Source organism: Nonomuraea monospora (assembly GCF_039531895.1).
Lineage (GTDB): Bacteria > Actinomycetota > Actinomycetes > Streptosporangiales > Streptosporangiaceae > Nonomuraea > Nonomuraea monospora.
Genome location: NZ_BAAAQX010000011.1, coordinates 211,335 through 236,501 on the forward strand (window position 1 = coordinate 211,335; position 25,167 = coordinate 236,501).

25 protein-coding genes are annotated in these 25,167 nt (G+C 71.4%); 13 read left to right on the top strand and 12 right to left on the bottom strand.

Annotated elements, in window-relative coordinates:
* The first annotated feature begins 1 nt into the window (after position 1).
* The gene (locus ABD331_RS23205; RefSeq protein WP_344478124.1) at positions 2–1,000 is read left to right on the top strand and encodes a phosphotransferase family protein; all 999 of its coding nucleotides are present in this window, start codon (positions 2–4) and stop codon (positions 998–1,000) included.
* Here the strand turns inward: ABD331_RS23205 and ABD331_RS23210 are convergent.
* Positions 941–3,163: a M64 family metallopeptidase gene (locus ABD331_RS23210; RefSeq protein ID WP_344478126.1), complete on the bottom strand. Its 2,223-nt coding sequence runs from the start codon at positions 3,161–3,163 to the stop codon at positions 941–943. The genes ABD331_RS23205 and ABD331_RS23210 overlap by 60 nt on opposite strands.
* A gap of 46 nt (positions 3,164–3,209) precedes the next feature.
* Positions 3,210–4,085: an anti-sigma factor gene (locus ABD331_RS23215; RefSeq protein ID WP_344478129.1), complete on the bottom strand. Its 876-nt coding sequence runs from the start codon at positions 4,083–4,085 to the stop codon at positions 3,210–3,212.
* Positions 4,086–4,316: 231 nt separating this feature from the next.
* Here ABD331_RS23215 and ABD331_RS23220 point away from each other — a divergent pair, with 231 nt between their 5' ends.
* A complete protein-coding gene (locus ABD331_RS23220; protein WP_344478131.1) occupies positions 4,317–5,654 on the top strand; it encodes a class II 3-deoxy-7-phosphoheptulonate synthase in 1,338 nt (445 codons plus the stop codon).
* 143 nt (positions 5,655–5,797) lie between these two features.
* Entirely contained in the window at positions 5,798–6,565 is a 768-nt protein-coding gene (locus tag ABD331_RS23225) for an SAM-dependent methyltransferase (protein WP_344478133.1), read from the top strand.
* A gap of 58 nt (positions 6,566–6,623) precedes the next feature.
* On the opposite strand, the gene ABD331_RS23230 is transcribed toward ABD331_RS23225, so the two are convergent.
* Positions 6,624–6,998, bottom strand: coding sequence for a thioredoxin family protein (locus ABD331_RS23230; protein ID WP_344478135.1), 375 nt, complete (start codon positions 6,996–6,998; stop codon positions 6,624–6,626).
* Positions 6,999–7,195: 197 nt separating this feature from the next.
* On the opposite strand from ABD331_RS23230, the gene ABD331_RS23235 reads away from it, so the two are divergent.
* Positions 7,196–8,572, top strand: coding sequence for a pentapeptide repeat-containing protein (locus ABD331_RS23235; protein ID WP_344478137.1), 1,377 nt, complete (start codon positions 7,196–7,198; stop codon positions 8,570–8,572).
* A 69-nt stretch (positions 8,573–8,641) separates the two neighbouring features.
* Here ABD331_RS23235 and ABD331_RS23240 read toward each other — a convergent pair whose 3' ends face one another.
* The 3 genes from ABD331_RS23240 to ABD331_RS23250 are packed head-to-tail and all read right to left on the bottom strand — an operon-like array spanning position 8,642 to position 9,754.
* Positions 8,642–9,085, bottom strand: a complete 444-nt coding sequence (locus ABD331_RS23240; protein WP_344478139.1) for an SRPBCC family protein — start codon at positions 9,083–9,085, stop codon at positions 8,642–8,644.
* On the bottom strand, positions 9,063–9,404 hold the full coding sequence (locus ABD331_RS23245) for an ArsR/SmtB family transcription factor (RefSeq protein WP_344478141.1): 342 nt from the start codon (positions 9,402–9,404) through the stop codon (positions 9,063–9,065). The genes ABD331_RS23240 and ABD331_RS23245 overlap by 23 nt, the downstream gene beginning before the upstream one ends.
* Positions 9,401–9,754, bottom strand: a complete 354-nt coding sequence (locus ABD331_RS23250) for a VOC family protein (protein WP_344478143.1) — start codon at positions 9,752–9,754, stop codon at positions 9,401–9,403. Before ABD331_RS23250 ends, ABD331_RS23245 begins: the two co-directional genes overlap by 4 nt.
* Positions 9,755–9,855: 101 nt before the next feature.
* On the opposite strand from ABD331_RS23250, the gene ABD331_RS23255 reads away from it, so the two are divergent.
* The gene (locus ABD331_RS23255; protein WP_344478145.1) at positions 9,856–10,515 is read left to right on the top strand and encodes a permease prefix domain 1-containing protein; all 660 of its coding nucleotides are present in this window, start codon (positions 9,856–9,858) and stop codon (positions 10,513–10,515) included.
* On the opposite strand, the gene ABD331_RS23260 is transcribed toward ABD331_RS23255, so the two are convergent.
* Positions 10,512–10,847: a helix-turn-helix transcriptional regulator gene (locus ABD331_RS23260; protein ID WP_344478147.1), complete on the bottom strand. Its 336-nt coding sequence runs from the start codon at positions 10,845–10,847 to the stop codon at positions 10,512–10,514. The two genes, ABD331_RS23255 and ABD331_RS23260, sit on opposite strands and share 4 nt — an antisense overlap.
* 86 nt (positions 10,848–10,933) lie before the next feature.
* Here ABD331_RS23260 and ABD331_RS23265 point away from each other — a divergent pair, with 86 nt between their 5' ends.
* The 8 genes from ABD331_RS23265 to ABD331_RS23300 all read left to right on the top strand — a co-directional run bounded on the left by ABD331_RS23265 (position 10,934) and on the right by ABD331_RS23300 (position 19,356).
* Complete coding sequence (locus ABD331_RS23265) at positions 10,934–12,103, top strand: cytochrome ubiquinol oxidase subunit I (protein ID WP_344478149.1); 1,170 nt, start codon at positions 10,934–10,936, stop codon at positions 12,101–12,103.
* Between the two features lie 15 nt (positions 12,104–12,118).
* Positions 12,119–12,883 (top strand): cytochrome d ubiquinol oxidase subunit II, encoded by a 765-nt coding sequence (locus ABD331_RS23270; protein ID WP_344478152.1) that lies wholly within the window; start codon positions 12,119–12,121, stop codon positions 12,881–12,883.
* Between the two features lie 6 nt (positions 12,884–12,889).
* Complete coding sequence (cydD, locus tag ABD331_RS23275) at positions 12,890–14,809, top strand: thiol reductant ABC exporter subunit CydD (RefSeq protein ID WP_344478154.1); 1,920 nt, start codon at positions 12,890–12,892, stop codon at positions 14,807–14,809.
* On the top strand, positions 14,806–16,722 hold the full coding sequence (locus tag ABD331_RS23280) for an ATP-binding cassette domain-containing protein (protein WP_344478157.1): 1,917 nt from the start codon (positions 14,806–14,808) through the stop codon (positions 16,720–16,722). Before cydD ends, ABD331_RS23280 begins: the two co-directional genes overlap by 4 nt.
* An 82-nt stretch (positions 16,723–16,804) precedes the next feature.
* Positions 16,805–17,425 carry a hypothetical protein gene (locus ABD331_RS23285; RefSeq protein WP_344478159.1) on the top strand — a complete coding sequence of 207 codons (621 nt, stop codon included), beginning with the start codon at positions 16,805–16,807 and terminating at the stop codon, positions 17,423–17,425.
* Positions 17,422–17,745 carry a winged helix-turn-helix domain-containing protein gene (locus ABD331_RS23290; RefSeq protein ID WP_344478162.1) on the top strand — a complete coding sequence of 108 codons (324 nt, stop codon included), beginning with the start codon at positions 17,422–17,424 and terminating at the stop codon, positions 17,743–17,745. The genes ABD331_RS23285 and ABD331_RS23290 overlap by 4 nt, the downstream gene beginning before the upstream one ends.
* The gene (locus tag ABD331_RS23295; RefSeq protein WP_344478164.1) at positions 17,742–18,623 is read left to right on the top strand and encodes an ABC transporter ATP-binding protein; all 882 of its coding nucleotides are present in this window, start codon (positions 17,742–17,744) and stop codon (positions 18,621–18,623) included. The genes ABD331_RS23290 and ABD331_RS23295 overlap by 4 nt, the downstream gene beginning before the upstream one ends.
* The gene (locus ABD331_RS23300; RefSeq protein WP_344478166.1) at positions 18,616–19,356 is read left to right on the top strand and encodes an ABC transporter permease; all 741 of its coding nucleotides are present in this window, start codon (positions 18,616–18,618) and stop codon (positions 19,354–19,356) included. Before ABD331_RS23295 ends, ABD331_RS23300 begins: the two co-directional genes overlap by 8 nt.
* 98 nt (positions 19,357–19,454) lie before the next feature.
* Here the strand turns inward: ABD331_RS23300 and ABD331_RS23305 are convergent, their stop codons facing one another.
* The 5 genes from ABD331_RS23305 to ABD331_RS23325 all read right to left on the bottom strand — a co-directional run bounded on the left by ABD331_RS23305 (position 19,455) and on the right by ABD331_RS23325 (position 24,927).
* Positions 19,455–20,696: a S1C family serine protease gene (locus ABD331_RS23305; RefSeq protein WP_344478168.1), complete on the bottom strand. Its 1,242-nt coding sequence runs from the start codon at positions 20,694–20,696 to the stop codon at positions 19,455–19,457.
* Positions 20,697–20,849: 153 nt separating this feature from the next.
* A complete protein-coding gene (locus ABD331_RS23310) occupies positions 20,850–22,385 on the bottom strand; it encodes an AMP-binding protein (protein ID WP_344478170.1) in 1,536 nt (511 codons plus the stop codon).
* Between the two features lie 86 nt (positions 22,386–22,471).
* Positions 22,472–23,311, bottom strand: a complete 840-nt coding sequence (locus ABD331_RS23315; protein ID WP_344478172.1) for a MetQ/NlpA family ABC transporter substrate-binding protein — start codon at positions 23,309–23,311, stop codon at positions 22,472–22,474.
* Between the two features lie 9 nt (positions 23,312–23,320).
* Positions 23,321–23,977 (bottom strand): methionine ABC transporter permease, encoded by a 657-nt coding sequence (locus tag ABD331_RS23320; RefSeq protein ID WP_187414703.1) that lies wholly within the window; start codon positions 23,975–23,977, stop codon positions 23,321–23,323.
* Positions 23,974–24,927 (bottom strand): methionine ABC transporter ATP-binding protein, encoded by a 954-nt coding sequence (locus tag ABD331_RS23325; protein WP_344478175.1) that lies wholly within the window; start codon positions 24,925–24,927, stop codon positions 23,974–23,976. Before ABD331_RS23325 ends, ABD331_RS23320 begins: the two co-directional genes overlap by 4 nt.
* Between the last annotated feature and the right edge of the window lie 240 nt (positions 24,928–25,167).

The window sequence follows — 25,167 nt, forward strand, 5'->3', positions numbered from 1 at the left end:
CGTGGACAGCAGGACCAAGCGCCGGTTATCCGACGCGGAGCTGGACGCGCTGGTGCGCCGCGCGGTCGGCACGGGCGTCACGGCCGCCACGGAGCTGACCGACGGCTACGCCAACGCCGTCTGGCGCCTGAAGCTGGACGACGGGCGCGAGGCGGTGCTCAAGCTGTCTCCCCCGCCCGACCTGGAGCAGCTCAGCTACGAGCGCAACCTGCTGCGCATGGAGGCCGCCGCGATCGGCCTGGCCGCCGCGGCGGGCGTGCCCGTGGCGGGGCTGCTGCGGGCGGGCTACGACGACCCCGTGCTGGGCGGCGACTACCTGCTGCTGGCCGCGCTCGACGGCGTCTCGTGGAACGACGTCAAGCCGGACAACCACGCGGAGCTGCGCAGGGAGCTGGGCGGCCATCTGGCCAGGTTCAACGCGGTGACGGGCGAGGTGTTCGGCTACCCGCACGCGGGCATCACGGGCGCCACCTGGCGGGAGGCGTTCCTGGCGATGACGGCGGCGCTGCTGGGCGACACCGAGCGGTATCCGGCGCCGCTGCCGCTGCCCGCCGCGGAGCTGCAGGCGGTGTTCGGGGCCGCGGCGCCCGCGCTGGACGAGGTGACGTCGCCGCGGCTGGTGCACTTCGACGTGTGGGCGGGCAACGTCTTCCTCGATCTGAGCGGGACGCCGCGGATCCAGGCGATCATCGACCACGAGCGGGCCTTCTGGGGCGACCCGCTGGCCGAGTTCGTCACGCCGACGATCTTCGGGGAGCTGGCGGAGGACGATCCGCTGCTGGCGGGCTACCGCGAGGTGGCCCCGCTGGAGCTGACGGCGGCGGCGCGGACGAGGCTCGACCTCTACCGCGCCTACCTGTACCTGATCCTGCTGATCGAGAACGGACCCCGGCAGTACCCGCCGGACGAGTACGCCAGGGTCCGCGATCTCGCCACGGCGTCACTGACGGACGTGCTGGACCGCCTCGTACGGCCGTTCGGCGGACCGGCCGCCGGGTAGGTCGCCGCACCGGCTGCCGCCCTTGACGGTGTTGGGCACGTCGAGGTCGGCGGGCTTGCCGCCCGTGCAGACGAGCGCGCCCTTGATCGTGCTGCCGGACAGGATCGGCGCCGTGTTGCCGCTGAGCAGCGCGGCGCCGCGCACGTCCGCGCCCACGACGGTCAGGGCGGCGGCGCCGCTCACGGCGAGCGCGCCGTCCACGCGGGCGCCGAGCAGGTGCACCTGGGCGGGCCGCACGGCGTTGAGCGCGCCGGTGATCCGGCCGCCGTTGACGACCAGCGACGCGCCGGGCCTGACCGTGACGACCCCCGTGACCTGAGCGTCGTCCAGGCAGGTGACGCCGTCGGAGACGGTGAGCGGGCCGCGGTGGGCGCCCGTGACGGTCCTGGTGCAGGCGGGCGGCGGGGCGATGGTGGTGACGGTGAAGTGCTTCGCCGCGCCGTGATTGCCGGCGGCGTCGATCGAGCGGTACTCGATGACGTGCCTGCCGCGCGGCAGCCTGCCGTACACGAGGGAGTCGATCACCGTGCCCTGCTCGGAGAACGTCCAGGGCAGCTCCGAGGAGGTGGGCCAGCCGAAGTAGTTGAACCAGCCGTCGCCGTCCACCCGCGACTCCGAGACGACGTGGCCGTCGCGGTCGTCGCCGCCGGTGAGCCGCATGGTGAAGGAGCCGTTGTAGACGTAGGTGTCGCCGGATCTGGCCAGCGGCCGTGACAGCTCGTACGCCGTGCCCGGCCCCTCGGTGTCGACCGTCCAGGTGAGGGTGCGCCCGCCCAGGGTGGCGGTGAGCGTGCCGGCCTTCGCGTCGAGCGTCCCGAGGTCGAGGTCGGTGCCCTGGTAGGTGCGGCCGTTGAGGGTCCAGGTGACCTCGGGGACGGTGGCCGCCGGGTGGGTGGTCTCGACGTAGACGACGTCCTCGCGGCCGAGCGGCCGGTCGGTGGGGGTGGAGGAGACGAACGCGGGCTCGACGCCGTCCGGCGGGGTGGTGATCGCAGTGTCCACGGTCCAGGTGCGGGTCCTGGTCATGGCGGTCCTGATGGCCGGGTCCCGGACGAATTCGGTCGGGTCGGAGACGGTCGCGGTGACCGTGTGGGTGCCGGGGGCGAGGCCGAGGGTGCGCAGGTCGAGCGAGTCGCGGTCGCCGGGCAGCTCCTCTCCGTCCACGGTCCAGGCGGTCCGCAGGGAGTGGCTGACGGGGCGCATCGGCTCGACCCAGAGCACCCGGTCGGCGCCGACGGGCGCGCCGGCGGGCGTGGCGTCCTGGATCAGCATGGTCTTGGCGGTGATGCGCTGCGTCATGACCTCGCGGCTGACCTGGTCGAAGTAGTAGCCGAGGGTCTTCATCATGGAGTGGGCGCTGGGCCGCCACACGCCGGTCGTGTAGTACAGGCCGCCCTCGTAGCGGCCGATCGGGCCGCCCGACTCGCTGGGCTCGCCGAGCCAGCGCCACCACTTCCTGCGCTGGTCGAGCAGTTGCTGCTCGGTGAGCAGCGTGTGGTGGGCGCTGGACGGCTCCGCGCCGGTGTACGCGCCGCCGGGCACGCCGCGCTGGTAGTAGTCGTACTCGTCCTGGAGCCCGCCCAGGGAGTGGCCCAGCTCGTGCGGGCTGATTAGCGCGGACATGCTGTTGCTGCCGGAGGCGGTGGCGTACGAGCCGCCGGCGCCGCCGTAGGTGCCGCTGTTGCCGAGGGCGAGGATCTGCCGGTTGCCGGAGGCGGTGCCGGTGACCAGGTCGGCGTAGCGGGTGGCGGCGGCGTTGTCCATGGTGATGAGGCGCTGGACGCTGGCGGGGTTGCAGCGGCCCCAGAAGCCCATGCTGAGCGGCGTCGTACGGCGCGGCGCGTCGAGGCCGGGGTCGCAGCTGATGCCCGACTCGCCGGAGACGATGTCCACGCGGTAGACGTTGATGTAGTTCCGGTAGGACTTGAACGGCTCGATCGACCACATCACGTTGAGATGCCGGTCGGCGTCCGCGCGGAACTTGACCTGCTCGGCCTCGGTGTACCCGTCACCGAGGATGATCAGATTGAATCTCCTGTCCGGCGCGCCCGTCACCTGGACGGGCACGACCGTCGCCGCGCCGGGTTCGGCTGCGGAGGCGGGTGCCGCTGGGGACACGCATAACAGGGCGGCGGCCAGTGTCACGGCGGCGAAGATACGCATGATCGAGTATCTGACCGGCCTGGCCGCCCGGTCCATCCCTGTTCGATCACGCCTCGGGCAATTCGGCGAGCATGATGGGTTGTGTAGTGGGCTGCTCAGAGCCGCTGGCGGGCTCGACGGTGAGCGCCATGTGTTCGTCGCGGGCCAGCGGCGACAGCACCATGGGATGGCTGACGCCGTCCTGCCGCGGGTCGAGCAGGCCCGCGGGGCGCGGGCCGCCGGGGCCCATCAGCCACACCTCGTACCCCTTGGTGTCGGGCAGTTCGGCCAGCCCTGACGAGGTGAACACCATGCGGCCCATGTCGCGCGAGATCACGGCGGTGACCATGCCGCCGGTGGTGACGGACTCGCGCATGGTCTCGGCGTCGGGGGCGGCCAGCACCGCGACCATCTCCTCGTTCTTGCTGATCAGGTCGCCGAGGTCGCGGCGGGCGTCGAAGGCGACCACGCCGAGCGCGACGGCCGCCGCGGCGGAGATCGCGGTCAGCACCGCCATCGTCCTGGTGCGGCGCCGCCGCAGCGGCACCACCCGCGCGCCGTCGGCCGTCACGGGGATGGACGGCTCCATCCGGTAGGCGTTCCCCTCCGGCGGCAGGCTGAGCGTCGCCGATTGCCGCGTGTCCCCCGGCGCGGGTGGTGCGGGGGGTCTCCAGACGGTCGGGCCGTCGTCGGGCGCCTGCTGGTGCGGCGGGTCCTCGAAGCCCCTGGATCGGGAGGCGGCGTCCAGGAGACGTGCCCGCAGCCTGGCGGGCGGCCGTTCGGCCACCGTCTCGGCCAGCCTCGCGGCCGTCTCCCGCAGGCGCCGCACCTCGTCCGCGCACGTGACGCACGCATGCAGGTGTTTCTCGAACTGCACCCACTCGGCGTACGGCAGTGCGTGCACGGCGTAGGCGCCAGAGAGGGTGTGGAGTTCGTCCTTCATTTCCACTCCCTGTGTGTGAGAGGCGGCTCACTGCATGTACTTCGGTGGCTCGGGCACGCCGGATGGCCGTGAGCCTTGCTCATTTCGCATGAGACGGCCACGGCGTACGGCCCGAGCACGTCTCCGTAAAGGAACTTTGACTGCCCCTGGGTTCGTCTGCGGATAACCGCATTCTCACAACGTGGACAAGGGGGTCGGTGGGGCCGAGCCAGTGGAATACCCTCGTATCTCGTGAGCAGCAATCTAGTGGATCTCGATTCCTGGCGAGCCCTCCCCGCGGCGCAGCAGCCCGACTGGCCGGACCGCGGCGAGCTCGACAAGGTTGTCGCCGAGCTCGGCGGCCTGCCCCCGCTGGTCTTCGCCGGCGAGTGCGACCAGCTCAAGGAGCAGATGGCCGCGGTCGCCCGCGGCGAGGCGTTCGTCTTGCAGGGCGGTGACTGCGCCGAGACCTTCGCCGGCGCGACGGCCGACAACGTGCGCCAAAAGTTGAAGACGTTGCTGCAGATGGCCATCGTGCTGACGTACGCGGGCCGGGTGCCGGTGGTGAAGATCGGCCGGGTGGCCGGCCAGTTCGCCAAGCCGCGTTCCAAGGGCACCGAGACCCGGGGCGGCGTCGAGCTGCCGGCCTACCGGGGCGACATGGTCAACGGGTTCGACTTCACCCCCGAGGCGCGCAGACCCGACCCGTGGCGGCTGCTCAAGGCGTACCACTCCTCCGCGGTGACGCTCAACCTGGCGCGCGCCTTCACCAAGGGCGGCTACGCCGACCTGCGGCAGGTGCACGCGTGGAACCAGGACTTCGTGGCCGAGTCGCCCGCCGGGCGCCGCTACGAGCAACTGGCCAGGGAGATCGACCAGGCGCTCGCGTTCATGCGGGCGTGCGGGGCCGACCCCGAGGAGTTCCACACGGTCGAGTTCTACTCCTCGCACGAGGCGCTCATCCTCGACTACGACCGGGCGCTCACGCGCATCGACTCGCGGACGGGGCTGCCGTACGACGTGTCGGCGCACATGGTCTGGATCGGCGAGCGCACCCGCCAGCTCGACGGGGCGCACGTCGACTTCTTCGCGAGGATCCGCAACCCGATCGGCGTGAAGCTGGGCCCGACGACCACGCCCGACGAGGCGCTGGCGCTGATCGACAAGCTCAACCCGGCCAACGAGGCGGGGCGGCTCACGTTCATCACCCGGATGGGCGCCTCCAAGATCCGCGAGCACCTGCCCGCGCTGGTCAAGGAGGTCACCGCGACGGGCGCCAAGGTGGCGTGGATCTGCGACCCGATGCACGGCAACACGTTCGAGGCGCCGAGCGGGCACAAGACGCGCCGCCTCGACGACGTGCTCGACGAGGTGGCCGGCTTCTTCGAGGTGCACCGCTCGCTCGGCACGCACCCCGGCGGCATCCACATCGAGTTCACCGGCGACGACGTGACGGAGTGCGTGGGCGGCGGGTTCGAGATCGGCGAGACCGATCTGGCCACGCGTTACGAGACGGCGTGCGACCCGCGGCTCAACCGAGGCCAGTCGCTCGACCTCGCGTTCCGGGTGGCGGAGCTGTACCGGGGCTGAACCGCTCGACTCCAGGGCGCGCATGCCGCATCACGCCCTGTTCGAGTGATTTACGTCTCATTCCGGCAAGTGCCCATTTACCGATGTGAACGCGCCCTCCGGAGCTATGATCACCCCGAAAGACGCCAATTTCGGGAGACAATGTGGACACCGCTCCGGAGGGGGTCGACCCCAACGTCCCCAACGTCGCGCGTATGTACGACTACTACCTCGACGGCAAGGACAACTTCGCCGCCGACAGGGCGGCGGCGGAGCAGATCCTCAAGACCTTCCCCGACACCAAGGTAGGCGCCCGCGCCAACCGCGCCTTCCTGCGCCGCGCCGTGAGCTACCTCGTCAGTCAGGGCGTACGCCAGATCGTCGACCTCGGCGCCGGGCTGCCCACCCAGGGCAACACGCACGAGATCGCGCCCGAGGCGCGCGTCGTCTACGTCGACTACGACTCCGTGGTGTGCGTGCACGGCAGGGCGCTGCTGGCCAGGAAGGACAACGTCGACTTCCTCCAGGCCGACGTGCGCGAGCCGGACGCGCTGCTCGGCAAGCTGGGCGGCCTGGTGGACTTCGAGCAGCCGGTCGCGTTCCTGGCGCTGGCGATCCTGCACTTCATCCCCGACGAGATCGCCTACGACGTGGCGGCCAAGCTGCGCAAGGTGAGCGCGCCCGGCAGCCACCTGGTGATCAGCCACGCCGTGGACTCCACGCCGGACACCACCCCGCAGGCCCTGGAGATCTACAAGAAGGCCACGGCCTCGCTGAACCTGCGCACCCGCGAGGAGATCCTGCGCTTCTTCGAGGGGTACGAGCTGGCCGAGCCGGGGCTGACGTACCCGAACGGCTGGCGTCCCGACGACCCGGACGCGCCGGGCAACGGCGTCAACTTCGGCTACGTGGGCGTCGGCCGCAAGCTCTGACGTCCGTCCTGAAAACGCGAAAGCCCCGCCTCTGGGCGGGGCTTTGTCATGGGTGGGGTCAGTTCTGCTGGGCCTTCTTCAGCTCCTCGCTGAGCTCGGCCCTGATGGCGTCCATGTCGAGCGCCTTGACCTGGCGGATCAGGTCTTCGAGCGCGGGCGCGGGGATGGCGCCGGCCTGGGCGAAGACCACGATGCCGTCACGGATGGCCATCAGCGTGGGGATCGAGGTGATGTCGAAACCCTGCGCGAGCCCCTGCTCGGCATCCGTGTCGATCTTGCCAAAGGTGATGTCGTCGTGCTTGTCCGACGCCTGCTCGAAGATCGGGCCGAACTTCTTGCACGGCGGGCACCACTCTGCCCAGAAGTCGAGCAGCACGATCCCCTTGTCGGCGATGTCGTTGAAGTTCTTCTCTGTTACTTCGATGGTCGCCACAAGTGGCTCCTCGCTCGTCGTCGCTAGCAGTGCATCCGTCTCAACCACGTACCCGGCACCAGCATTCCATGCCCGCGTGCCGCCCCGTGCGGGACGCGAAGGAGCCGGAACATTTAGGCCGTATATATCCCTAGAAAAGTGATTAGACCCTAAAATTGGTGAACCTTGACGCGGGCCGCGGCGGGTATCACCCATGCATGGACTGGGTCACCTGCGCGTATTCCGCTGCTTGCACCGGAGTCGCTAGCCGGCCGTCAGGCCTCTGCCTGGCTCACCTCGATCCCGAACAACTCGGCGCGGCCCTGGCCGGCCTCTCCCCCGGCCGCCTGCTCGACCTGCGGGGCACCACCGTCACCAGCGACCTGCTGTCCAGGGTTCTCGACGCCACCGGCCGCAGACCCGGCCGCACCCGGCTCGACCGGGCCAGGTTCACCGGCGACGTGCGACTGCCGGGGGTGACGTTCGCGGGGGACGTCTCGCTCGACGGCGCCCGCTTCGACCGGCTGGCCTCGTTCTTCGGCGCCCGCTTCGAGGGCAACGTGTCGCTGGCGGGCGTGCGGTTCGCCAGGGAGCTGTCCTTCCACGGCGTCACCGTGCGCGGGCACGCCTCACTCGACCGGGCCGTCATGTCACGCGACGCGCTGTTCAGCCAGGCCGTGTTCGGCCACGGGCTGTCGTGCGAGCGGGCCAGGTTCGACGGGTACGCCACCTTCGACGGCGCCCGGCTCGGCGACGGGGGCGCGTTCAGGGGGGCGCGGTTCGGCCGTACGCTGTCGTTCCGCAAGGTCAGCGGGCACGCCGGGTTCGAGGCCGCGCACTTCGCCGCCGACGCGTACCTGTCGGCCACCGGCAGGCTCTCGGCGGCCAGGGCGCGCGCCGACGGGCTGCTCGACGTGGCCGTCGCCCGGTGCGGGGTGGACCTGCGGCGCGTGGAGGTGACCGGGCCGACGACCGTGCGGCTGACGGACTCGCAGGCCGACCTGGAGGGCGCGGTGCTGCGCGGCCCCGCCACCGTCATGGGGCGCGGCAGGTCCATGCTGACGTCGCTGAGGCAGGTCGACGCGGCCAGCCTCGAACTGCTCAGACTGGACCTGTCGTCGTGCCGGTTCGCCGGGCTGACCCACCCCTCGGGGGTGCGGGTCAAGGAGTGCACGTTCGCGCTCACGCCGCGCGGGGTGCGGGTGAGCCTGCGGTGGCCGATGCTGCGATGGTTCTCGCGGCGGCGGGCGCTGGCCGACGAGCGCACCATGCACACCGGCTCCGCCCACCCGCGCGACCCCGGTGACCCCGGGACCTCACCTGACCGGCTGGCGGCGCTGTACGCCGGGCTGCGGCCCGCCGACAGCGCCACCTCGGCCGACTTCGCCTTCGCCGCCATGGAGATGCGCCGGCAGGCCGGTCACGGGTGGTGGCTGTCGGTGTCGTGGCTGTTGTGCGGGTACGGGATGCGCATGGGGCGGGCGGCGGCCTGGTTCGCGTTGCTGATGGCGCTGATGGCGGCGGCCGTGGCCTGGAGTTCCACCTCGCACGCCGGCATCCGCGCCGAGACCGTCCACCCCGCCCTGCACCGCTGAGCCCCGCACGCAGCCGCCCGCGTCGCCCGGCTTACGTCGGTCAGGCCTCGCGGCGCCGCGCCGTCGCGTTCAGAGCTCGCCGGCGATCTGCTCGATGGCGCCGAACATGCGCGGCCAGCCGCCGCCCATGATCCGCCGCGAGAGCTGCTGCAGCTCGTCGCCCGGGTCGAAGCCCTCGTGGTCGAGGAACAGCCGCGTTCCCTTTCCCTCGGGCTCCAGCCGCCAGGTGACCGTCCAGTCGACCTTCCCGTCGCTCCAGCTGATCCGCAGCAGCTTCTCCGGCTCGACCCGCAACACCTCGCAGTACACGATCCCGTCGAACCCGACCTGCTTCCTGGGCTGCGTGGTGAAGGTGAACCGGTGGCCCACCTCGGCCTTGAAGTCGCCCGGCATGAGCCACCGGGCGACCAGGCCGGGCTCGGTGAGCGCCCGCCACACCTTCGCGGGCGGATGCGCGACGAACTGGTCGAGCCTGATCGCCCGCAGTTCTTCAGCCGTCTGTTCGTGAGTCATCTTCGTCATCCATTTCGTCGAGGAGCGCGGTGAGCGCGGTCAGCCGTTCGCGCCAGAACCGCTCGTACGGGGTGAGCCAGTCGCGGATCTCCATGAGCGGCGCCGCCTCCAGCCGGTAGTGCCGCTCCCTGCCCTGGCGCGTCTCGGCCACGAGCCCGGCGTCCTTGAGCACCTTGAGGTGCTCCGACACGCTGGGCCTGCTCATGTCGAACCGCTCGGCCAGCCGCCCGGCGGGCTGCGCGCCCTCGTCGAGCAGCAGCCGCAGCAGCTCGCGCCTGGCCGGGCTGGCCAGCGCGGTGAACACGTGGTCGGCGCTCACGTCTGGCTGACCACGAAGCCGTTGCCGAACGGGTCGTGGAAGAGCAACTGGCGGCCCCACGCCTCCTGGCTCGGCCCCTGGAAGGCGGCTCCGCCCTCCTTCAGCCCGGCGGCCAGCGCGTCGAGGTCGGGCGCGCCCAGCACGAGGCCGCCGATGGGCGCCATGTCGGGGAACCAGGAGGCCAGCAGCAGCGTGGTCGTGGCGCCATCGGGCGCGACGGTGAGCCAGCGGCCCATCGGGAACGGGTTGTCGGTGCGCACCTCGAAGCCGAGGACGCGGGTGTAGAAGTCGAGCGCCCGCTCCTGGTCGGCGACGGGCACGGTGACCGTGAGAATGGAGGAGATCGGCATGTCAGCCACTATACGTAGGAATTTTCCTACGTGACAACCCGGACGAATCTCAGGGTGCTCCCTGATGGACCCCCTAGATCGGCTCTCCCTAGACTTGAGCCATGCTCATCGACGACTACGTGGCGGAGCTCGACGGCGCCCTGAGCGGCCCGCACGGCCCCAAGCGGGACCTCGTCGTCGAGGCCCGCGACAGCCTAATCGACACCGCCGACGCGTTCGAGGCCGGCGGTCTGGAGCGGACGGAGGCCGAGCGGCTGGCGGTGGCGGAGTTCGGCGAGGTCCGCGAGGTCGCGCCCGGCTACCAGGCCGAGCTGACCGTCGTCGCGGGGCGGCGGCTGGGGGTGCTGCTGTTCATCAGCGTGCCGATCACCGTGGCCATGTGGTCGGTGCTGTGGCGAATCTACCCGGGCACCGACGAGGCCTGGCTCGCCCAGCCCTGGTGGTACTCCTCCGTCTCCCGGCTGCTCGACGTCGTCCAGCTCGGCACCGGCCTGTACGGCGGCCTCGTGCTCTACGCCCTGAGCCGGGGCTCGCGCTGGATCCGCCGCCCACGGCTGGCCACCAGGTCGCTGGGCGTGCTGGTCTTCGCCTCGCTGCCGGTCACGGCGGGCCTGGCGCTGCTGATGACGTTCGGCATGAACGCCCCCAGCACCCTGCACGGCCTGCCCGCCGTCGTGGCGAACCTGGTGACGTCGGCCATGTGGGCGATCCAGCTCTACGGCGCCACCCGGTGCGTGCGCATGACCAGGACGGCCCGCTAACGCACGGCGCTCGCGTCCGCCCGCAGGACGCCGCCGATCACGCTGGTGAACTCCCGCCAGGCCGACCGCTCCCCCTGGAGCTGCTTCTTGCCGGAGTCGGTCAGCCGGTACGTGCGCCGCTTGCGCCCGCCCACCGTCGCCCACTCGCTCGACAGGTGGCCGATCCGCTCCAGCCTGCGCAGCGCCGGGTAGACGGTGCCGGTGGGCACGTTGAGCGCGCCTCCGCTGCGCTGCTGCAGCGCCTCGATGATGGCGTAGCCGTGCAGCGGCTCGCGCTCCAGCACTGAGAGCAACAGCGCGTCCATGTGACCGCGCAGCGCATCAGGGTTCATGTCACTGATCCTAGACACCGTTCCGCTAAGTAGCCAGTCTACATGTAGGCTGTCTATATGTAGAGAGGCGCAACATCGGAGCGGTGATGGACGCATTGGATCTGGCGCGAACACAGTTCGCGGTGACGGGCAGCCTGCACTTCCTGTTCGTGGTGCTCACCCTGGGGCTGGCGCCGCTGGTGGCGATCATGCACACCCGGTGGGCGACGTCGGGCAAGCCGTTAGACCTGAGCATGACCCGGTTCTGGGGGCAGATCTACGTGATCAACTACGCCCTGGGCATCGTCACCGGGCTGGTGATGGAGTTCCAGTTCGGCCTGTCGTGGAGCGGGCTGTCGCACTACGCGGGCGACGTGTTCGGCGCGCCGCTGGCCATGGAGACGCTGGTGGCGTTCTTCCTGGAGTCCACGTTCCTCGGCCTGTGGATCTTCGGCTGGGGGCGGCTGCCCAGGTGGGCGCACCTGGCGTGCATCTGGCTGGTGACGCTGACGGCGTACGCGAGCGCGTTCTTCATCATGGTCGCCAACTCCTTCCTGCAGAACCCCGCCGGCGCCGTCGTCAGCGGCGGCCGGATGGCGCTGACGGACGTCGGCGCGCTGTTCACCAACCAGGCGCTCGTCTTCTCCTTCCCGCACGTCGTCGGGGCCGGGCTGTTCACCGGCGGCATGGTGCTGGTCGGCGCGAGCGCGTACCGGCTGCGGCGCAAGGCGCGGGAGACCGAGTTCTTCAGCCGGTCGCTGCGGACCGGCGTGGTCACCGCGGCCGTCGGCATCTTCCTGACCATGGGCTTCGGCTACGCGCAGTTCGCCGCCATCCCTGAGGACAAGTTCGGCAGCCACAACCCCCTCGCCGCCGTCGGCCTCGGCTTCATGATCGAGTTCGGGCAGCTCCTGGGGCTCGTCGTGCTGCTCGTGATGCTGCCCATGATCGGCATCCTGCCCCGGGTGCGATGGACGCACCCCATCCTGATCGCGATGACGCCGCTGCCGTTCGTGCTGTCCATCCTCGGCTGGATGGCCAGGGAGATCGGCCGCCAGCCCTGGATGATCTGGGAACGGCTCACCGTCGCCGACGCCATGTCACCCGGCCTCACCCCCGGGATGGTGACGACGTCGCTCATCGGGTTCGGCGCCGTGCTGGGGCTGCTGGCCGTCGTCGACTACGTCCTCATCGCCCGGGTCATCAGGCGCGGCCCGCACGCCCTCGACCTCGGCGCCACCCGCGACGAGCCCCGCACCCCCGCCCCCAGTTACTAGAGGAGTGTCCGCGACATGGAAGTGATCTGGTTCGCCGTCTTCACGGCGCTGCTGGCCGGCTACTTCGCGCTGGAGGGCTTCGACCTGGGCGTCGGGCTGCTGCTGCCCGTGCTGGGCAGGACCCGCGAGAACCGGGACAGGATGGTCGCCGCGATGGCCCCGTACGTGCTGGCCAACGAGGTGTGGCTGGTGGCCGTGGCCGGAACCATGTTCGGCGTCTACCCGCTGCTCGAAGGCGAGGTCCTGTTCGGGCTCTACCCGCTGGTCGTGGCCATGCTGCTGTGCTGGGTGCTGCGCGACGCCGGGCTGTGGTTCCGCCGCCGCCTGGACGGCCCCGCCTGGCGCGGCTTCTGGGACGCGGCCATCGCGTTCGGCTCCCTCGGGCTGTCGGTCGGCTGGGGCATGGCCCTGTACGCCGCCGCCACCGGCTTCGGCTCCCCGCCCGTGCACCCGCTCGGGCTCCTGCTGGGCGTGGTCGTCACGCTGCTGCTCGCCTTCCACGGCTGGACGTTCCTCGGCTGGCGGACGCCTGGCCGGTTCGGCGTCACCCGGTCGGGGCGGGTGCTGCTGGCGTCGGGGATCGTCGCCGCGCTGCCCGCGCTGGGGGTGCTCGGGGGCGCGATGCCGTACCTGCTGGAGCACAGCGCGCCCGCGGCCACGCTGAATGTGCTCAGTGTCATGGTCCTGCCCGTCGCACCCATCATGCTGGGGGCGCAAGTATGGGTATGGCGCACTTTCCGGCCAGGCAAGGACGCCTACCGCCTGCCGTCGTTCTTCTGAGGGAACGTGCACAAGGATCTGTTCGCACTCATGCGGGCCGAGCGCTCGGTCCGCCGCCACCTGGGCGTCACGATGGCCGCCGCCGTGCTCGCGGGGCTGCTCGTGCTGGTGCAGGCCGAACTGCTGGCCGGGGTCCTGTCCGGCCGCTTCGCCACCGGCCTGCTGGCGGTGCTCGCGGCGGTGGTCGGCGTACGGGCACTGCTCGCCTGGACGCAGGGCGTCTACGCGGGCCACACCGCCACCGGGGTGAAGTCCGCCCTCCGGCACCGGCTCCTGCAGCGGCTGCGCGACCTCGGCCCCGCCCGGCTCACCGCGCACCGCTCCGGCGAACTCGTCACCCTGGCGGGGCGCGGCCTCGACGGGCTCGACAACTACCTGACCGGCTACCTGCCGTCCATCGCGGTCGCCGCCGTGGTGCCCGTCGCCGTCCTCGTCCGGCTGTTCGCCGCCGACCTGGCCAGCGCGGTGATCGTCCTCGTCACGCTGCCGCTCATCCCCGTCTTCGGCGCGCTCGTCGGCATGACCACCAAAGCGGTCACCGAACGGCAGTTCGTGGCGCTGTCGCGGCTCGGCGGGCACTTCCTCGACGTGGTGCGCGGCCTGCCCACCCTGCGCGCCTTCGGCCGGGCCCGCTACCAGGCCACCGTCATCCAGCAGATCGCCGACGCGCACCGCACCGCCACCATGCGGACGTTGCGGGTGGCGTTCCTGTCGTCCCTGGTGCTGGAGTTGTGCGCGTCGCTTTCGCTGGCGCTGGTGGCTGTGCCGGTGGGGTTGCGGCTGCTCGGGGGGTCGCTGGATCTGACCACGGCATTGCTGGTGTTGTTGCTGGCGCCGGAGGCTTATCTGCCGTTGCGGGCCATGGGGACGCGGTTCCACGCCTCCATGGAGGGGGTGGCCGCCGCCGACGCGGCCTTCGCCGTCCTGGACCGGACGGGAGACGAGCCGATGCGGCCGGGCCACGCAGCACGGCCGGGCCACGCGGCGCGGCCAGACGACGCAGCACGGCCGAGCGACCCGATGCGGCTGGGCGAGGCGATGCGGCCGGGCGAGGCGGCGCTGGAGGCGCCGGAGATTCGGCTTGAGCACGTCACCGTACGCTATCCCGGGCGGGACGGCGCGGCCCTGGAGGACGTCACGCTCACGATCGGCCCGCGCGAACGGGTCGCCCTGGTCGGCGAGAGCGGCGGCGGCAAGAGCACGCTGCTCCACCTCATCCTCGGCTTCATCCAGCCGTCCGAGGGCCGCGTCCTCGTGGACGGCACCGACCTGCGCGACCTCGACCTCACGACCTGGCGGGCCCGCCTGGCGTTCGTCGCCCAGCGACCGCACCTGTTCGCCACCTCGGTCGCCGACAACATCCGCCTCGGCTCCCCCACCGCCTCGCCGGACGACGTCCGCAGGGCAGCGGAGGCGGCGCACGCCGACTTCGTGGCGTCCCTGCCGCAGGGGTTCGACACGGTGCTGGGCGAGCGCGGCGCCAACCTCTCGGCCGGGCAGCGGCAGCGCATCGCCCTGGCACGGGCCTTCTGCCGTCCCGCCGCGTCGGTGCTCCTCCTGGACGAGCCCACGGCCCGCCTGGACGGGCGCAGCGAGGCGGCGGTCGTCTCGGGCACCGCGGACCTGGCGCGCGACCGCACGGCCGTCATCGTCGCCCACCGGCCCGCCATGATCGACCTCGCCGACCGCGTCATCCGCGTCCACGAGGGCCGCATCATCTCCGACACCACCCGCCCCCAACCCCCTCCCACCCCGCACCCGCCCTCTGACACCCCACAGCACCCGGCCTCCCGCACCACCCAGCCCCCGCCGTCCGGCACGCAGCACCCACCCTCCGGCACCACCCAGCACCCGCCGCCCTCCGGCACCGCGCCCGCACCACCGGAGAGCGCTACAACAGCGCGGCAGGAAGGGAGTGCGCGATGAAGCGGCGGATGGGCACCAGGCTGGTGTGGGCGGTGCTGGCGGGGGCGGCGGCCGACCTGGCCGGGCTGGGGTTGATCGCCGCCGCCGCCTGGCTGATCACCAGGGCCGCCGAACAACCACCCCTGGCCGCCCTGAGCGTGGCGATCGTGGCCACCAGGGCGTTCGCCACCGGCAAGGGCGTCTTCCGCTACGCCGAGCGCCTCACCGGCCACGACGTGGCCCTGCGCGCCCAGGCGAGCACCCGCGAACGCCTGTACGAGGCCCTCATCCCCCCGCAGCGCCCCCGCCACGGCGGCGCCGATCTGCTGAGCCGGATGGTGGACGACACCGAGGCCGTGCAGGACCTGCTCGTCCGCTGCCTCCTGCCCGCAGCCGCGGCGGCGATGGCGGGGCTGGCGGCGGTCGTGATCGGGCTGACGATCCTGCCGGTGGCGGCGCTGGTGCTGGTGGCCGGGCTGGTGGTGGCCGGGGTGGCGTTGCCCGCGGGGACGGCGGCGGCGGCGCGCCGCTGGTCGGCCAGGATCGCCCCCGCGCGGGCGGCGCTGGCGAGCCGGGTGGCGGACCTGGTGCACGGCTCCGCGGACCTGGCCGCGTACGGGGCGGACGACGAGGCGCTGGCGAAGGCGCTGGCGGCCGACGAGGCGCTGGCCGCGCTGGAGCGGCGCCAGGCCCGCGTTCACGCCGCCGCTCTGGCGGGCGGCACGCTGGTGCAGGGGCTGACGGTGGCGGCCGTCGTCCTGCTCGCCCAGGGTGCGGGCGCCTCTTCCGTGGGTACGGCCGTGCTCGCGCTCACGTCCCTCGTGGCCTTCGAGCCCGTGCTGCCGCTGGCGGCGGCGGGCGAGCGGATGGCGGGCATCACGGCGGCCCTTCGGCGGCTGCGCGACGTGCGCTCGGCCGCCCCGGCGACGGCAGAACCCGCCGCGCCCGCGCCCCGGCCCGAGGCGCCCCTGACCATCGAGATCGACGACCTCGTGGTCCGCCACGCAACCCCGGACGACGCCCCCGCTCCGGACCCGCAGCCTGGCCGTGCCGGGCGGCCGACTCTGAACGGGCACCTCACCCTGGACAAAGAGCCCACCCCGGACGGGGAGCCCACCCTGGACGGCCAAGCCGCCCGAGACGGCCAACCGGCCCAGAGCGGCCAAGCCCCGCGCGACGGCCGGCCGGGGAGCGCCGGGCAGCCGGACAGTGCCGGGCAGCCGGGGAGTGCCGGGCGGTCTGGGCGTGTCGGGCGGCCTGCGCTGGACGGGGTGTCGCTGCGGCTGACCCCCGGCAAGCGGGTCGCCATCGTGGGCCCCAGCGGCGCGGGCAAGAGCACGCTGCTGGCCGCCCTGATGCGCCTGATCGACCCCGAGTCCGGCACGATCACCGTCAATGGCACCCCCCTGGCGAACCTGACGGGCGACGACGTACGCACGCTCATGACGGGCCTGACGCAGGACCCGTACATCTTCCGCGCCTCCCTGCGCGACAACCTGCGCCTGGCGGGCCCGGACGCCGGCGAGGAGGCGCTGCGCCGCGCCGTGCGGGACGCCAGGCTGGACGGCTGGGTGGAGCGGACCGGCTGGGACGCCGAGCTGGGCGAGGACGGCAGGACCGTGTCGGGCGGCCAGTTGCAGCGCCTGGCCCTGGCCAGGGCGCTGCTGTACGACCCGCCGGTGCTGCTGCTGGACGAGCCGGCCGAGGCGCTGGACGAGGAGACGGCCGACCTGCTGATGGCCGACCTGCTGGACGTGACGCGCGACCGCACGACGCTGCTCGTGACCCACCGGCTGAAGGGGCTGGAGGGGATCGACGAGATCGTGGTGCTGGAGGAGGGCCGGGTCATCCAGCGGGGGCGGCATGACGAGCTGGTGGCCGTGCCCGGCTACTACCGGGATCTGTGGGAGTCCGAGGTCCTGACCAGGCGGTAGCCGTGCCGGATGGGTCCGGGCTTGTGTTCGCGTCGCCGTGAGGTTTACGATACAAACCAGTTTGCGGGATCGAGGAGTTTGCATGGTGGAAGACGAGCGCACGCCGAGTCCCGGCGAGATGCTCCGCGTCATCGAGGAGCAGAGCGCCGCCACCACGAGATGGATCTACGGCGATCCGCTTCTGCTCTACGTCCCCTGGGGCGTGGCCTGGGCGCTCGGCTTCACCGCGCTGTTCCTGCGCTACGGCCTGGACGGGCACCCCTACGCGCCGATCAGCCAGATGCAGGCCGTGGGCGTGCTCATGGCGAGCCAGCTCGTGGCGGGCGGCCTGACGGCCTTCGGGTTCGTCCGGATGAACATGGTGGTGCGCGGCGACTCGAAGGCCAGGGGGACCATGTTCGGCTACGCCTGGTTCGCCGCGTTCGCGCTGATGACCGTCCTGTGCACCAGGATCGGCCCGCATTTGCCGGAGGAGGAGAGAGGCCTGCTGTGGGCGGGCGCCTCGCTGATGCTGGTGGCGGCGCTGCAGATGGCGGGCGGCGCGGTCTTCCTCATCTGGCCGATGTTCTTCTTCGGCGTCTACATCGGCGCCGTGAACGCGCTGGGCGTGCTGCTCGGCGCCGGGTGGCACGCGCTGCTGACGGCCGTGCTGCTGGGCGGGGGCTTCATCGCCGTCGGGGTGGTCCTGAGGCTCCGCTCGTGACGGCGGACACGCCGTTGCCCGAGCTCGACCCCGTCATCCACGCCCAGGCCAGGCTGCGGGTGGTGGCCGCGCTCAACGTCCTCGGCGAGGGCGACGAGATGGCCTTCAACTCGCTGAAGAATCTGCTCGGCATGACGGCGGGCAACCTGTCGGTGCACCTGACCAAGCTGGAAGAGGCGGGATACGTGGCGATCAACAAGACCCACCGTGGCCGTACGCCGGTCACGTTCGTGGCCCTGACCAGGCGTGGGCGGCTGGCTTTCGAGGACTACACCAAGGCGATCCGCGCCCTGCTGGACAACGCGGGAGGCACCCGATGACGGTTCTCGCCCGGGCGATCGAGGTCTCCCGCCGCTACGGCGACGTGCTGGCGCTCGACCGCGTCTCGCTCGACATCAGGGCGGGCGAGCTGGTCGGCCTGCTCGGCCCGAACGGCGCGGGCAAGTCCACCCTGATCAACCTGTTCGTGGGGCTGCGCAGGCCCACGTCCGGCGTGATGGAGCTGCTCGGCGGCTCGCCGCGCGACCCGGTCGCGCGGCGCGGCATCGGCGTGACACCGCAGGAGACGGGGCTGCCTGAGACGCTGCGGGTCGGGGAGATCGTCGACTTCGTGTCCGCGCACTTCCCCGACCGCGAGAACAAGGGCGAGCTGCTGGCCAGGTTCGGATTGAGCGACCTGGTCAAGCGGCAGGTCGGCGGGCTGTCGGGCGGGCAGCGGCGGCGGCTGGCGGTGGCGCTGGCGTTCGCGGGCAAGCCGCGGCTGGTCTTCCTCGACGAGCCGACGACCGGCCTGGACGTGGAGGCCAGGCGCGCCCTCTGGGACGGCATCAGGTCCTTCCATGAGGACGGCGGCACGGTGCTGCTGACCAGCCACTACCTGGAGGAGATCGAGGCGCTGGCGGAGCGGGTCGTGGTGGTCGGCTCCGGCAGGGTGCTGGCCGACGACACCGTGCGGGCCGTGCGCGACGTCGTGAGCGCCCGTCACGTCTCGCTCGTCGCGGACGAGCTGCCCGAGCTGCCGGGCGTGCTCGGCACGGAACGCGTGGACGGCCGGGTCAGCCTGATGACCGCCGACCCCGACCGGCTGGTCGTGGAGCTGGTCCGCAGCGGCACGCCGTTCTCCGGCCTGGAGATCAGGCCGACCACCCTGGAGGAGGCCTTCCTCACCCTCACCGCGAAGGAGTCCGCCCATGCCTGACCTGGTCGTCGCACACACCAGGCTCTTCCTGCTGGAGCAGCTCAGGGTGCCCGTCGGGCTGCTGGCGAGCGCGCTGTTCCCTGCCGTGTCGATGGTGGCGTTCGTGGTGCCGTTCGCGGGTGACATCCCGAAGGCGGCGACCATGGCGACGGGGTCCATGATGATCTTCGGCGCGATGGCCGGGTCGCTCATCAACCTGAGCATCACCGTGGCCCAGGACCGCGAGCTGCCGTGGAACCCGTACCTGCGCACGCTCCCGGCGGGCCCGCTCCCCCGCTTCGCCGGGCGGATCCTGGCGATGCTGGCGGGCACGCTGGTGTCGGTGGTGCCGGTGCTGCTGGTCGCGGCGTTCCTGACCGCGGCGACGATCACGCCGGTGGGGCTGCTGCTGGGGCTGGGCGTGCTGGTCGCGGGGGTCGTGCCGTTCATGCTGATGGGCCTGTTCATCGGTTCCGTGCTGTCGGCCAAGGCGGCGATCGCCGCGTCCCAGGTGGTGTTCTTCCCGATGGCGATCGTGGGCGGGCTGCTGCTGCCGCCGGCGATGCTGCCCGGCTTCGTGCAGGCCGTCTCCCCGTACGTGCCGACGCGCGGGGTGGCCGAGCTGCTGTGGGCGGTGACGGCGGGCACCACGCCGGACGTGGTGGCGCTGGTCTCGCTGGCCGCGTGGACCGTGGTGGCGGCCATCGCGGCGGCCTGGGCCTACCGGCGCGACGAGGGCCGGCGCTTCTCATGAGAACAGGCCCCCGCGTTCGGCCGGGGGCCTGAATGGGGGGGTGTGCCGCCGAGTCCGCAGCGATCTCAACGGCACACCCGTCCATGAGGGGGTCCTTGTTACTTGTTCTCCGCGAGAGTGACATCGACCTCGGCCGTCGCGCCATCCCTCATATATGTGATCTTGACCTCTTGGCCCGGTTTGAAACCTCTGACCTGCCCGACAACCGTATCGCCTGCGTCAACCGCCTTGTCGCCGATCTTGGTGATCAGGTCGCCTTCCCGCAGCCCCGCCTTCTCCGCCGGGCTGCCCGCGGTGACCTGCCTGATCAGGGCGCCGGGCACGTCGCCGGTGGCGTCGGTGACGCTCACGCCGAGGAAGGCGTGGGTGACCTTGCCGGTGCTGATGAGCTGGTCGGCCACCTGCTTGGCGGTGTTGACCGGGATGGCGAAGCCGACGCCGCCGCCCTGCGCCTGGGAGGCGATGGCGGTGTTGATGCCGATGAGCTGGCCGGCCGCGTTGACCAGCGCGCCGCCGGAGTTGCCCGGGTTGATCGAGGCGTCGGTCTGGATGGCGCCGCCGATCGTGGTGGGCGCGCTCTGCTGCTGCTGTTGCTGCTGCTGGCCCCAGCCCGGCGGGACCTGCGGCTGCTCGTCGCCGAGGTTGAGCGTGCGGTCCAGGGCGCTGACGATGCCGGCGGTGACGGACCCGTCGAGGCCGAGCGGGCTGCCGATGGCGAGCACCGGGTCGCCGACCTTGAGCTGGTCGCTGTCGCCGAGCGTGGCCTTGGTCAGCCCCGAGACGCCTTCCGCGCGGATGACGCCGAGGTCGGTGGCGGGGTCGGTGCCGACGACGGTGGCCTTGGCCGTCTTGCCGTCGCTGAACTTGACGGTCATCTGGCCGCCCTGCCCCGCGCCGACGACCACGTGGTTGTTGGTGAGGATGAGCCCGTCCTCGGACAGTACGACGCCGGAGCCCTCGCCGCTCTGCCCCTGGATCATCACGACGGAGGGCTGCACCTTGGCGGCGACCTCGGCCACGGTGAGCTGGTCGGCGGCGGACTTGAAGACGGGGCTGGGCGAGCTGGGGCTGCTGCTCGCCACCGGCTCAGGCTGGAACGAGTTGGCGACGACCGCGCCCACGACGCCGCCGCCGACCGCCATCGCGGCCAGGGCGAGCCCCGCCACCGCTTTCTGCGCGACGTTGAGACGGTGCTTGGGCGGCAGAGGAGGGGGCGGCGGAGGCGGGGGCACCTCCATGGCGATCGTGTCCCGCCGGGGGAAGCCCCCGGCGGCCGGCGGGGTGGCGCCGAACTGGCTCCACCCGCCGGTGCCCTGCTCGCGAGGCTCGTTCGCGTTCATCTTCCATCTCCCTCAAATCCCGTTGACCCAAGGGTGTCAACAGGCGCGTAAGCCCTGCTTAAGGGGGAGATTCGAGGGGGTGGCCCGGCCTGACGACGGCCTTATCGATCGAGGTCGGAGCCGGGCCGCTCAGTAAAAAATGTGTCCAAGATTTTACTTTTTCGCCGGCCAGTACTCGTCGCGCAGCAACCGCTTGTAGAGCTTGCCCGTGGGATGCCTGGGCAGCTCCTCACGGAAGTCGACCGATTTGGGGCACTTGTAGTGCGCGAGCTGCTCCCGGCAGTACGCGATCAGCTCCGCCTCCAGCGCGGGCCCCGCCTCGTCCATGGACACCGGCGCGACCACGGCCTTGACCTGCTCGCCCATCTCGTCGTCCGGCACCCCGAAGACGGCCACGTCGGCCACCTTCGGATGCACCGACAGCACGTTCTCGGCCTCCTGCGGGTAGATGTTCACACCGCCCGAGATGATCATGTAGGAGCGCCGGTCGGTGAGGTACAGGAAGCCTTCGTCGTCCAGGTAGCCGATGTCCCCCAGCGTGGTCCAGCCGCGCCCGCGCGGGTCCTGGGACGAGCGGGTCTTGTCGGGGTCGCCGTGGTACTCGAAGCGGCCGCCGTTCTCGAAGTAGATCGTGCCGTGCTCGCCGGGCGGCAGGTCCTCGCCGTCCTCGTCGCAGATGTGCACGACGCCGAGCAGGGAGCGGCCGACGGTGCCCTTGTGCCGCAGCCAGTCGTCGGGGCCGACGTAGAGGAAGCCGTTGCCCTCGGTGCCCGCGTAGTACTCGTGGATGACCGGGCCCCACCAGTCGATCATCTGTTCCTTGACGGGGACGGGGCAGGGGGCGGCGGCGTGGATGGCGTACTTGAGCGAGGAGATGTCGTACTTCGCCCGGGTCTCTTCCGGCAGTTTGAGCATCTTGATGAACATCGTCGGCACGAGCTGCGTGTGCGTCACCTTGTACCGCTCGACCAGCGCCAGGTACTGCTCGGGGTCGAAGCGTTCCATCACCACCACCGTGGCGCCGAGCCGCTGGAAGGTCAGGCAGTAGCGCAGCGGCGCGGCGTGGTAGAGCGGCGCGGGCGAGAGGTAGACGCTGTCGGGCGTGGGCGTGAACAGGCCCTGGATGAGCTTGAACAGCAGGCCGGGCTCGTCGAGGGGGCCGTGCGTGGCGGCCAGCTTGACGCCCTTGGGACGGCCCGTGGTGCCCGAGGAGTAGAGCATGTCGGCGCCGGTGCACTCGTCCTCGACGGGGGTGACCGGCTGCTTGGCCACCGCCTCCTCGTACGGTTCGAAGCCGTCGGCGACGCCGTCCAGCATGAGCCGCAGCTCGACGCCGGGCGTGGCGACGGTGATGGAGGTGGCGACGGCGGCCAGGTCGGCGCTGGAGATGAAGACGCGCGCGCCGCAGTTGTTGACGATGTAGGCCAGCTCGTCGGTCTGCAGCCGCGAGCTGATCGGCGTGTAGTACAGGCCCGAGCGGTGCGCCGCCCAGGCGACGGCCAGGAAGAGAGGGTGGTTGCCGAGCATGAACGCGATGTGGTCGCCCGGCCGCAGTCCCGCCGCGCGGAACAGATGGGCCAGCCGGTTCGACTCCTCGTCCAGTTCGCGGAAGGTGATGATCCGACCGGAGCCCGCCATGATCACAGCGGGCTTGTCGGGGGTGACTGCTGCGATGGCTCCCGGATGCATGAACAGAACAGTATTCGGTTACTTGCCCGCCACGCCAGAACCCGGACGGTGGAGCCGCGGCCCGGCGGGGGCCGCGGCTGCGCGGGTCACTCGGCCGGGATGACCGAGCCCTCGTACTTCTGCTTGATGAAGTCCTTGACCTTCTGGTCCTGCAGCAGCTTGCCGAGCGTGACGATGTTGGCGTCCTTCTCGTGGCCGGCCTGCACGACCAGGCCGTTCACGTACGGGTTGCCCTCGGTCTTCTCCAGCACCAGCGCCTGCGAGGCGGGCTTGAGACCGGCCTCGATGGCGTAGTTGCCGTTAATCACCGCGGCGTCCACGTCCTCCAGCGAACGCGGGAGCTGCGCCGCCTCCAGCGGCTTGAACTGCAGGTTCTTCGGGTTGCCCGTCACGTCGCGCTCGGTCGCGGCGGTGCCGACGCCGTCCTTGAGCGTGACGATGCCGTTGTCGGCGAGCAGCTTGAGCGCGCGGCCGAGGTTGGTGGCGTCGTTCGGCAGGGCCACGGTGGCGCCACTGGCCAGGGCGGAGACGTCCGTGATCTTCTTGGAGTAGAGGCCGAGCGGCTCCAGGTGCACCGGCGTGACGAAGCTCAGCTTGGTGCCCTTGGTGGTGTTGAAGTCGTCCAGGTACGGCTTGTGCTGGAAGAAGTTGGCCGTGAGCTGGCCCTCGTCGAGCTGCACGTTCGGCTGCACGTAGTCGGTGAACTCGACGACCTCCAGCTTGAGGCCGGCGGCCGGGGCCAGGTTGTCCTTGACGAAGTTGAGGATCTCGGCGTGCGGCACGGGGCTGGCGCCGACCTTCAGCACCGCGTCGGCGCCCTCGGCCGCCGCGGTGGCGGACGTGGTGCTCGTCGCGGTCTGCGACGTGCCGCATGCGGCGAGCGACAGAGCCAGCGCGACGGCACCCACAAGGCGGTGAATTTTCATGATTTTTCCTTACTTATGCGATAGGCGCCGAGCGACCCAGTCGCCCAGGCTCTGCAGGAGTTGCACGATCACGAGCAGCAGCACGACCGTCACGATCATGAGGAGCGTCTCGAACCGCTGGTACCCGTACCGGACGGCCAGGTCGCCCAGCCCGCCGCCGCCCAGCGTGCCGGCCATCGCGGAGTAGCCGATCAGCGCGACGACGGTCACGGTGAGGCCCGCCACCAGGCCGGGCAGCGCCTCGGGCAGCAGGACCTTGCGCACGATGGCGGTCCTGCTCGCGCCCATGGCCTGGGCGGCCTGCACCACGTCCGTGCCGACCTCCCTGAGCGCGGTCTCGACCAGCCGGGCGAAGAACGGCACCGCGCCGACCGTCAGCGGCACCACGAACGCGGCGGTCCCGATGGTGGTGCCGACGACGAGCCGGGTGAACGGGATGATCGCGATCATCAGCACGATGAACGGCAGCGACCGCCCGACGTTGACCACGAACCCGAGCCCCGTCTTGAACGCCGGCAGCGGACGCAGCCCGTCCCGGTCGAACACCACGAGCGCCACGCCCAGCGGCAGCCCGAGCAGCACGGTGAACAGCGTCGACCAGCCCACCATCTGCGCGGTCTCCACCGTCGCCGGCCACAGCAGCGGCAGCATCTCTTCCCAGGTCACGGCGCCTCCTCCACGATCAGGCCGGTCTCACGCAGATAGGCGAGCGCCGCGGGCGCCTCGGCGCCGTCCAGCGCCACCCGCAGGCGTCCGACGGACCCGGCCGCCAGGTCCTCGATGGAGCCGCCCAGGATGCTCAGGTCCACGTCGAACTTGCGCACCACCTCCGACACCACGGGCCTGCCCGGCTCGCCGGTGAACGTCAGCGTCACCGAGCCGGCGGGGGCGGGCTCGGGCAGCGGGAAGATCTCCCTGGTCAGGCGGGAACCGGGCGTCCTGATCAGGTCGGCGATGGCGCCGGACTCCTCGATGCGGCCCTGGGACATGATGGCCACCGAGTCGCAGACGCTCTTGACCACGTTCATCTCGTGGGTGATCAGCAGGATCGTCAGGCCCAGCTCCGCGTTCAGCCGCTTGAGCAGGGCGAGGATCGACTGCGTGGTGGCCGGGTCGAGCGCCGAGGTGGCCTCGTCCGACAGCAGCACCGACGGGTTGCCCGCCAGCGCCCTGGCGATGCCGACGCGCTGCTTCTGGCCGCCGGAGAGCTGGTGCGGGCGGTCCTTGCCGCGCCCTGCCAGGCCGACCAGCTCCAGCAGCTCGCCGACGCGGCGCTCGCGCTCGGCCCTGGGCACGCCCATGACCTCCAGCGGGAAGGCCACGTTCCCGGCGACCGTGCGCGAGGAGAGCAGCGCGAAGTGCTGGTGGATCATGCCGATGCGCTGCCTGGCGCGGTTCAGGTCGCGGTCGCCGAGCGCGGTCAGGTCCTGGCCCGCGACGGTGACGGTGCCCGCGGTGGGGCGTTCGAGCAGGTTGACGCAGCGCAGCAGCGTGCTCTTGCCGGCGCCGCTCTGGCCGAGCACGCCGTAGATCTCGCCTTCGCGCACGTGCAGGTCCACGCCGTCCAACGCGACGGTCGTGCCGTACTGCTTGCGCAGGCCTGAAGCCTGGATCACTGGGATTCCCCATGGCTGAGGGCGGCCGGGGCCGCGGGAACGTACATCACCGGTGGAGGAGGGACTGCGGCCCTCAGCGGGTGCCGGGGTGGAAGGGCAGGTGACTCAGCCTGCGCAGCACGAAAACGGGTGCGATCATGACGACCTTCGAGGAGAACGGGCGGACGGGTTGCTCTTAACGGGCCGGCATTCGCCCCATACGCATGCGTCGACACGCGGCCCCCGTCAGGGGAGTGCCGC

Bases quoted from the DNA above. Each gene is read 5' to 3' on its own strand.
- ABD331_RS23210 (WP_344478126.1), bottom strand. From the start codon at position 3,163: ATGCGTATCTTCGCCGCCGTGACACTGGCCGCCGCCCTGTTATGCGTG.
- ABD331_RS23215 (WP_344478129.1), bottom strand. From the start codon at position 4,085: ATGAAGGACGAACTCCACACCCTCTCTGGCGCCTACGCCGTGCACGCA.
- ABD331_RS23235 (WP_344478137.1), top strand. From the start codon at position 7,196: ATGGACTGGGTCACCTGCGCGTATTCCGCTGCTTGCACCGGAGTCGCT.
- ABD331_RS23240 (WP_344478139.1), bottom strand. From the start codon at position 9,085: ATGACTCACGAACAGACGGCTGAAGAACTGCGGGCGATCAGGCTCGAC.
- ABD331_RS23250 (WP_344478143.1), bottom strand. From the start codon at position 9,754: ATGCCGATCTCCTCCATTCTCACGGTCACCGTGCCCGTCGCCGACCAG.
- ABD331_RS23255 (WP_344478145.1), top strand. From the start codon at position 9,856: ATGCTCATCGACGACTACGTGGCGGAGCTCGACGGCGCCCTGAGCGGC.
- ABD331_RS23260 (WP_344478147.1), bottom strand. From the start codon at position 10,847: ATGAACCCTGATGCGCTGCGCGGTCACATGGACGCGCTGTTGCTCTCA.
- ABD331_RS23265 (WP_344478149.1), top strand. From the start codon at position 10,934: ATGGACGCATTGGATCTGGCGCGAACACAGTTCGCGGTGACGGGCAGC.
- ABD331_RS23270 (WP_344478152.1), top strand. From the start codon at position 12,119: ATGGAAGTGATCTGGTTCGCCGTCTTCACGGCGCTGCTGGCCGGCTAC.
- ABD331_RS23280 (WP_344478157.1), top strand. From the start codon at position 14,806: ATGAAGCGGCGGATGGGCACCAGGCTGGTGTGGGCGGTGCTGGCGGGG.
- ABD331_RS23285 (WP_344478159.1), top strand. From the start codon at position 16,805: ATGGTGGAAGACGAGCGCACGCCGAGTCCCGGCGAGATGCTCCGCGTC.
- ABD331_RS23295 (WP_344478164.1), top strand. From the start codon at position 17,742: ATGACGGTTCTCGCCCGGGCGATCGAGGTCTCCCGCCGCTACGGCGAC.
- ABD331_RS23300 (WP_344478166.1), top strand. From the start codon at position 18,616: ATGCCTGACCTGGTCGTCGCACACACCAGGCTCTTCCTGCTGGAGCAG.
- ABD331_RS23305 (WP_344478168.1), bottom strand. From the start codon at position 20,696: ATGAACGCGAACGAGCCTCGCGAGCAGGGCACCGGCGGGTGGAGCCAG.
- ABD331_RS23310 (WP_344478170.1), bottom strand. From the start codon at position 22,385: ATGCATCCGGGAGCCATCGCAGCAGTCACCCCCGACAAGCCCGCTGTG.
- ABD331_RS23315 (WP_344478172.1), bottom strand. From the start codon at position 23,311: ATGAAAATTCACCGCCTTGTGGGTGCCGTCGCGCTGGCTCTGTCGCTC.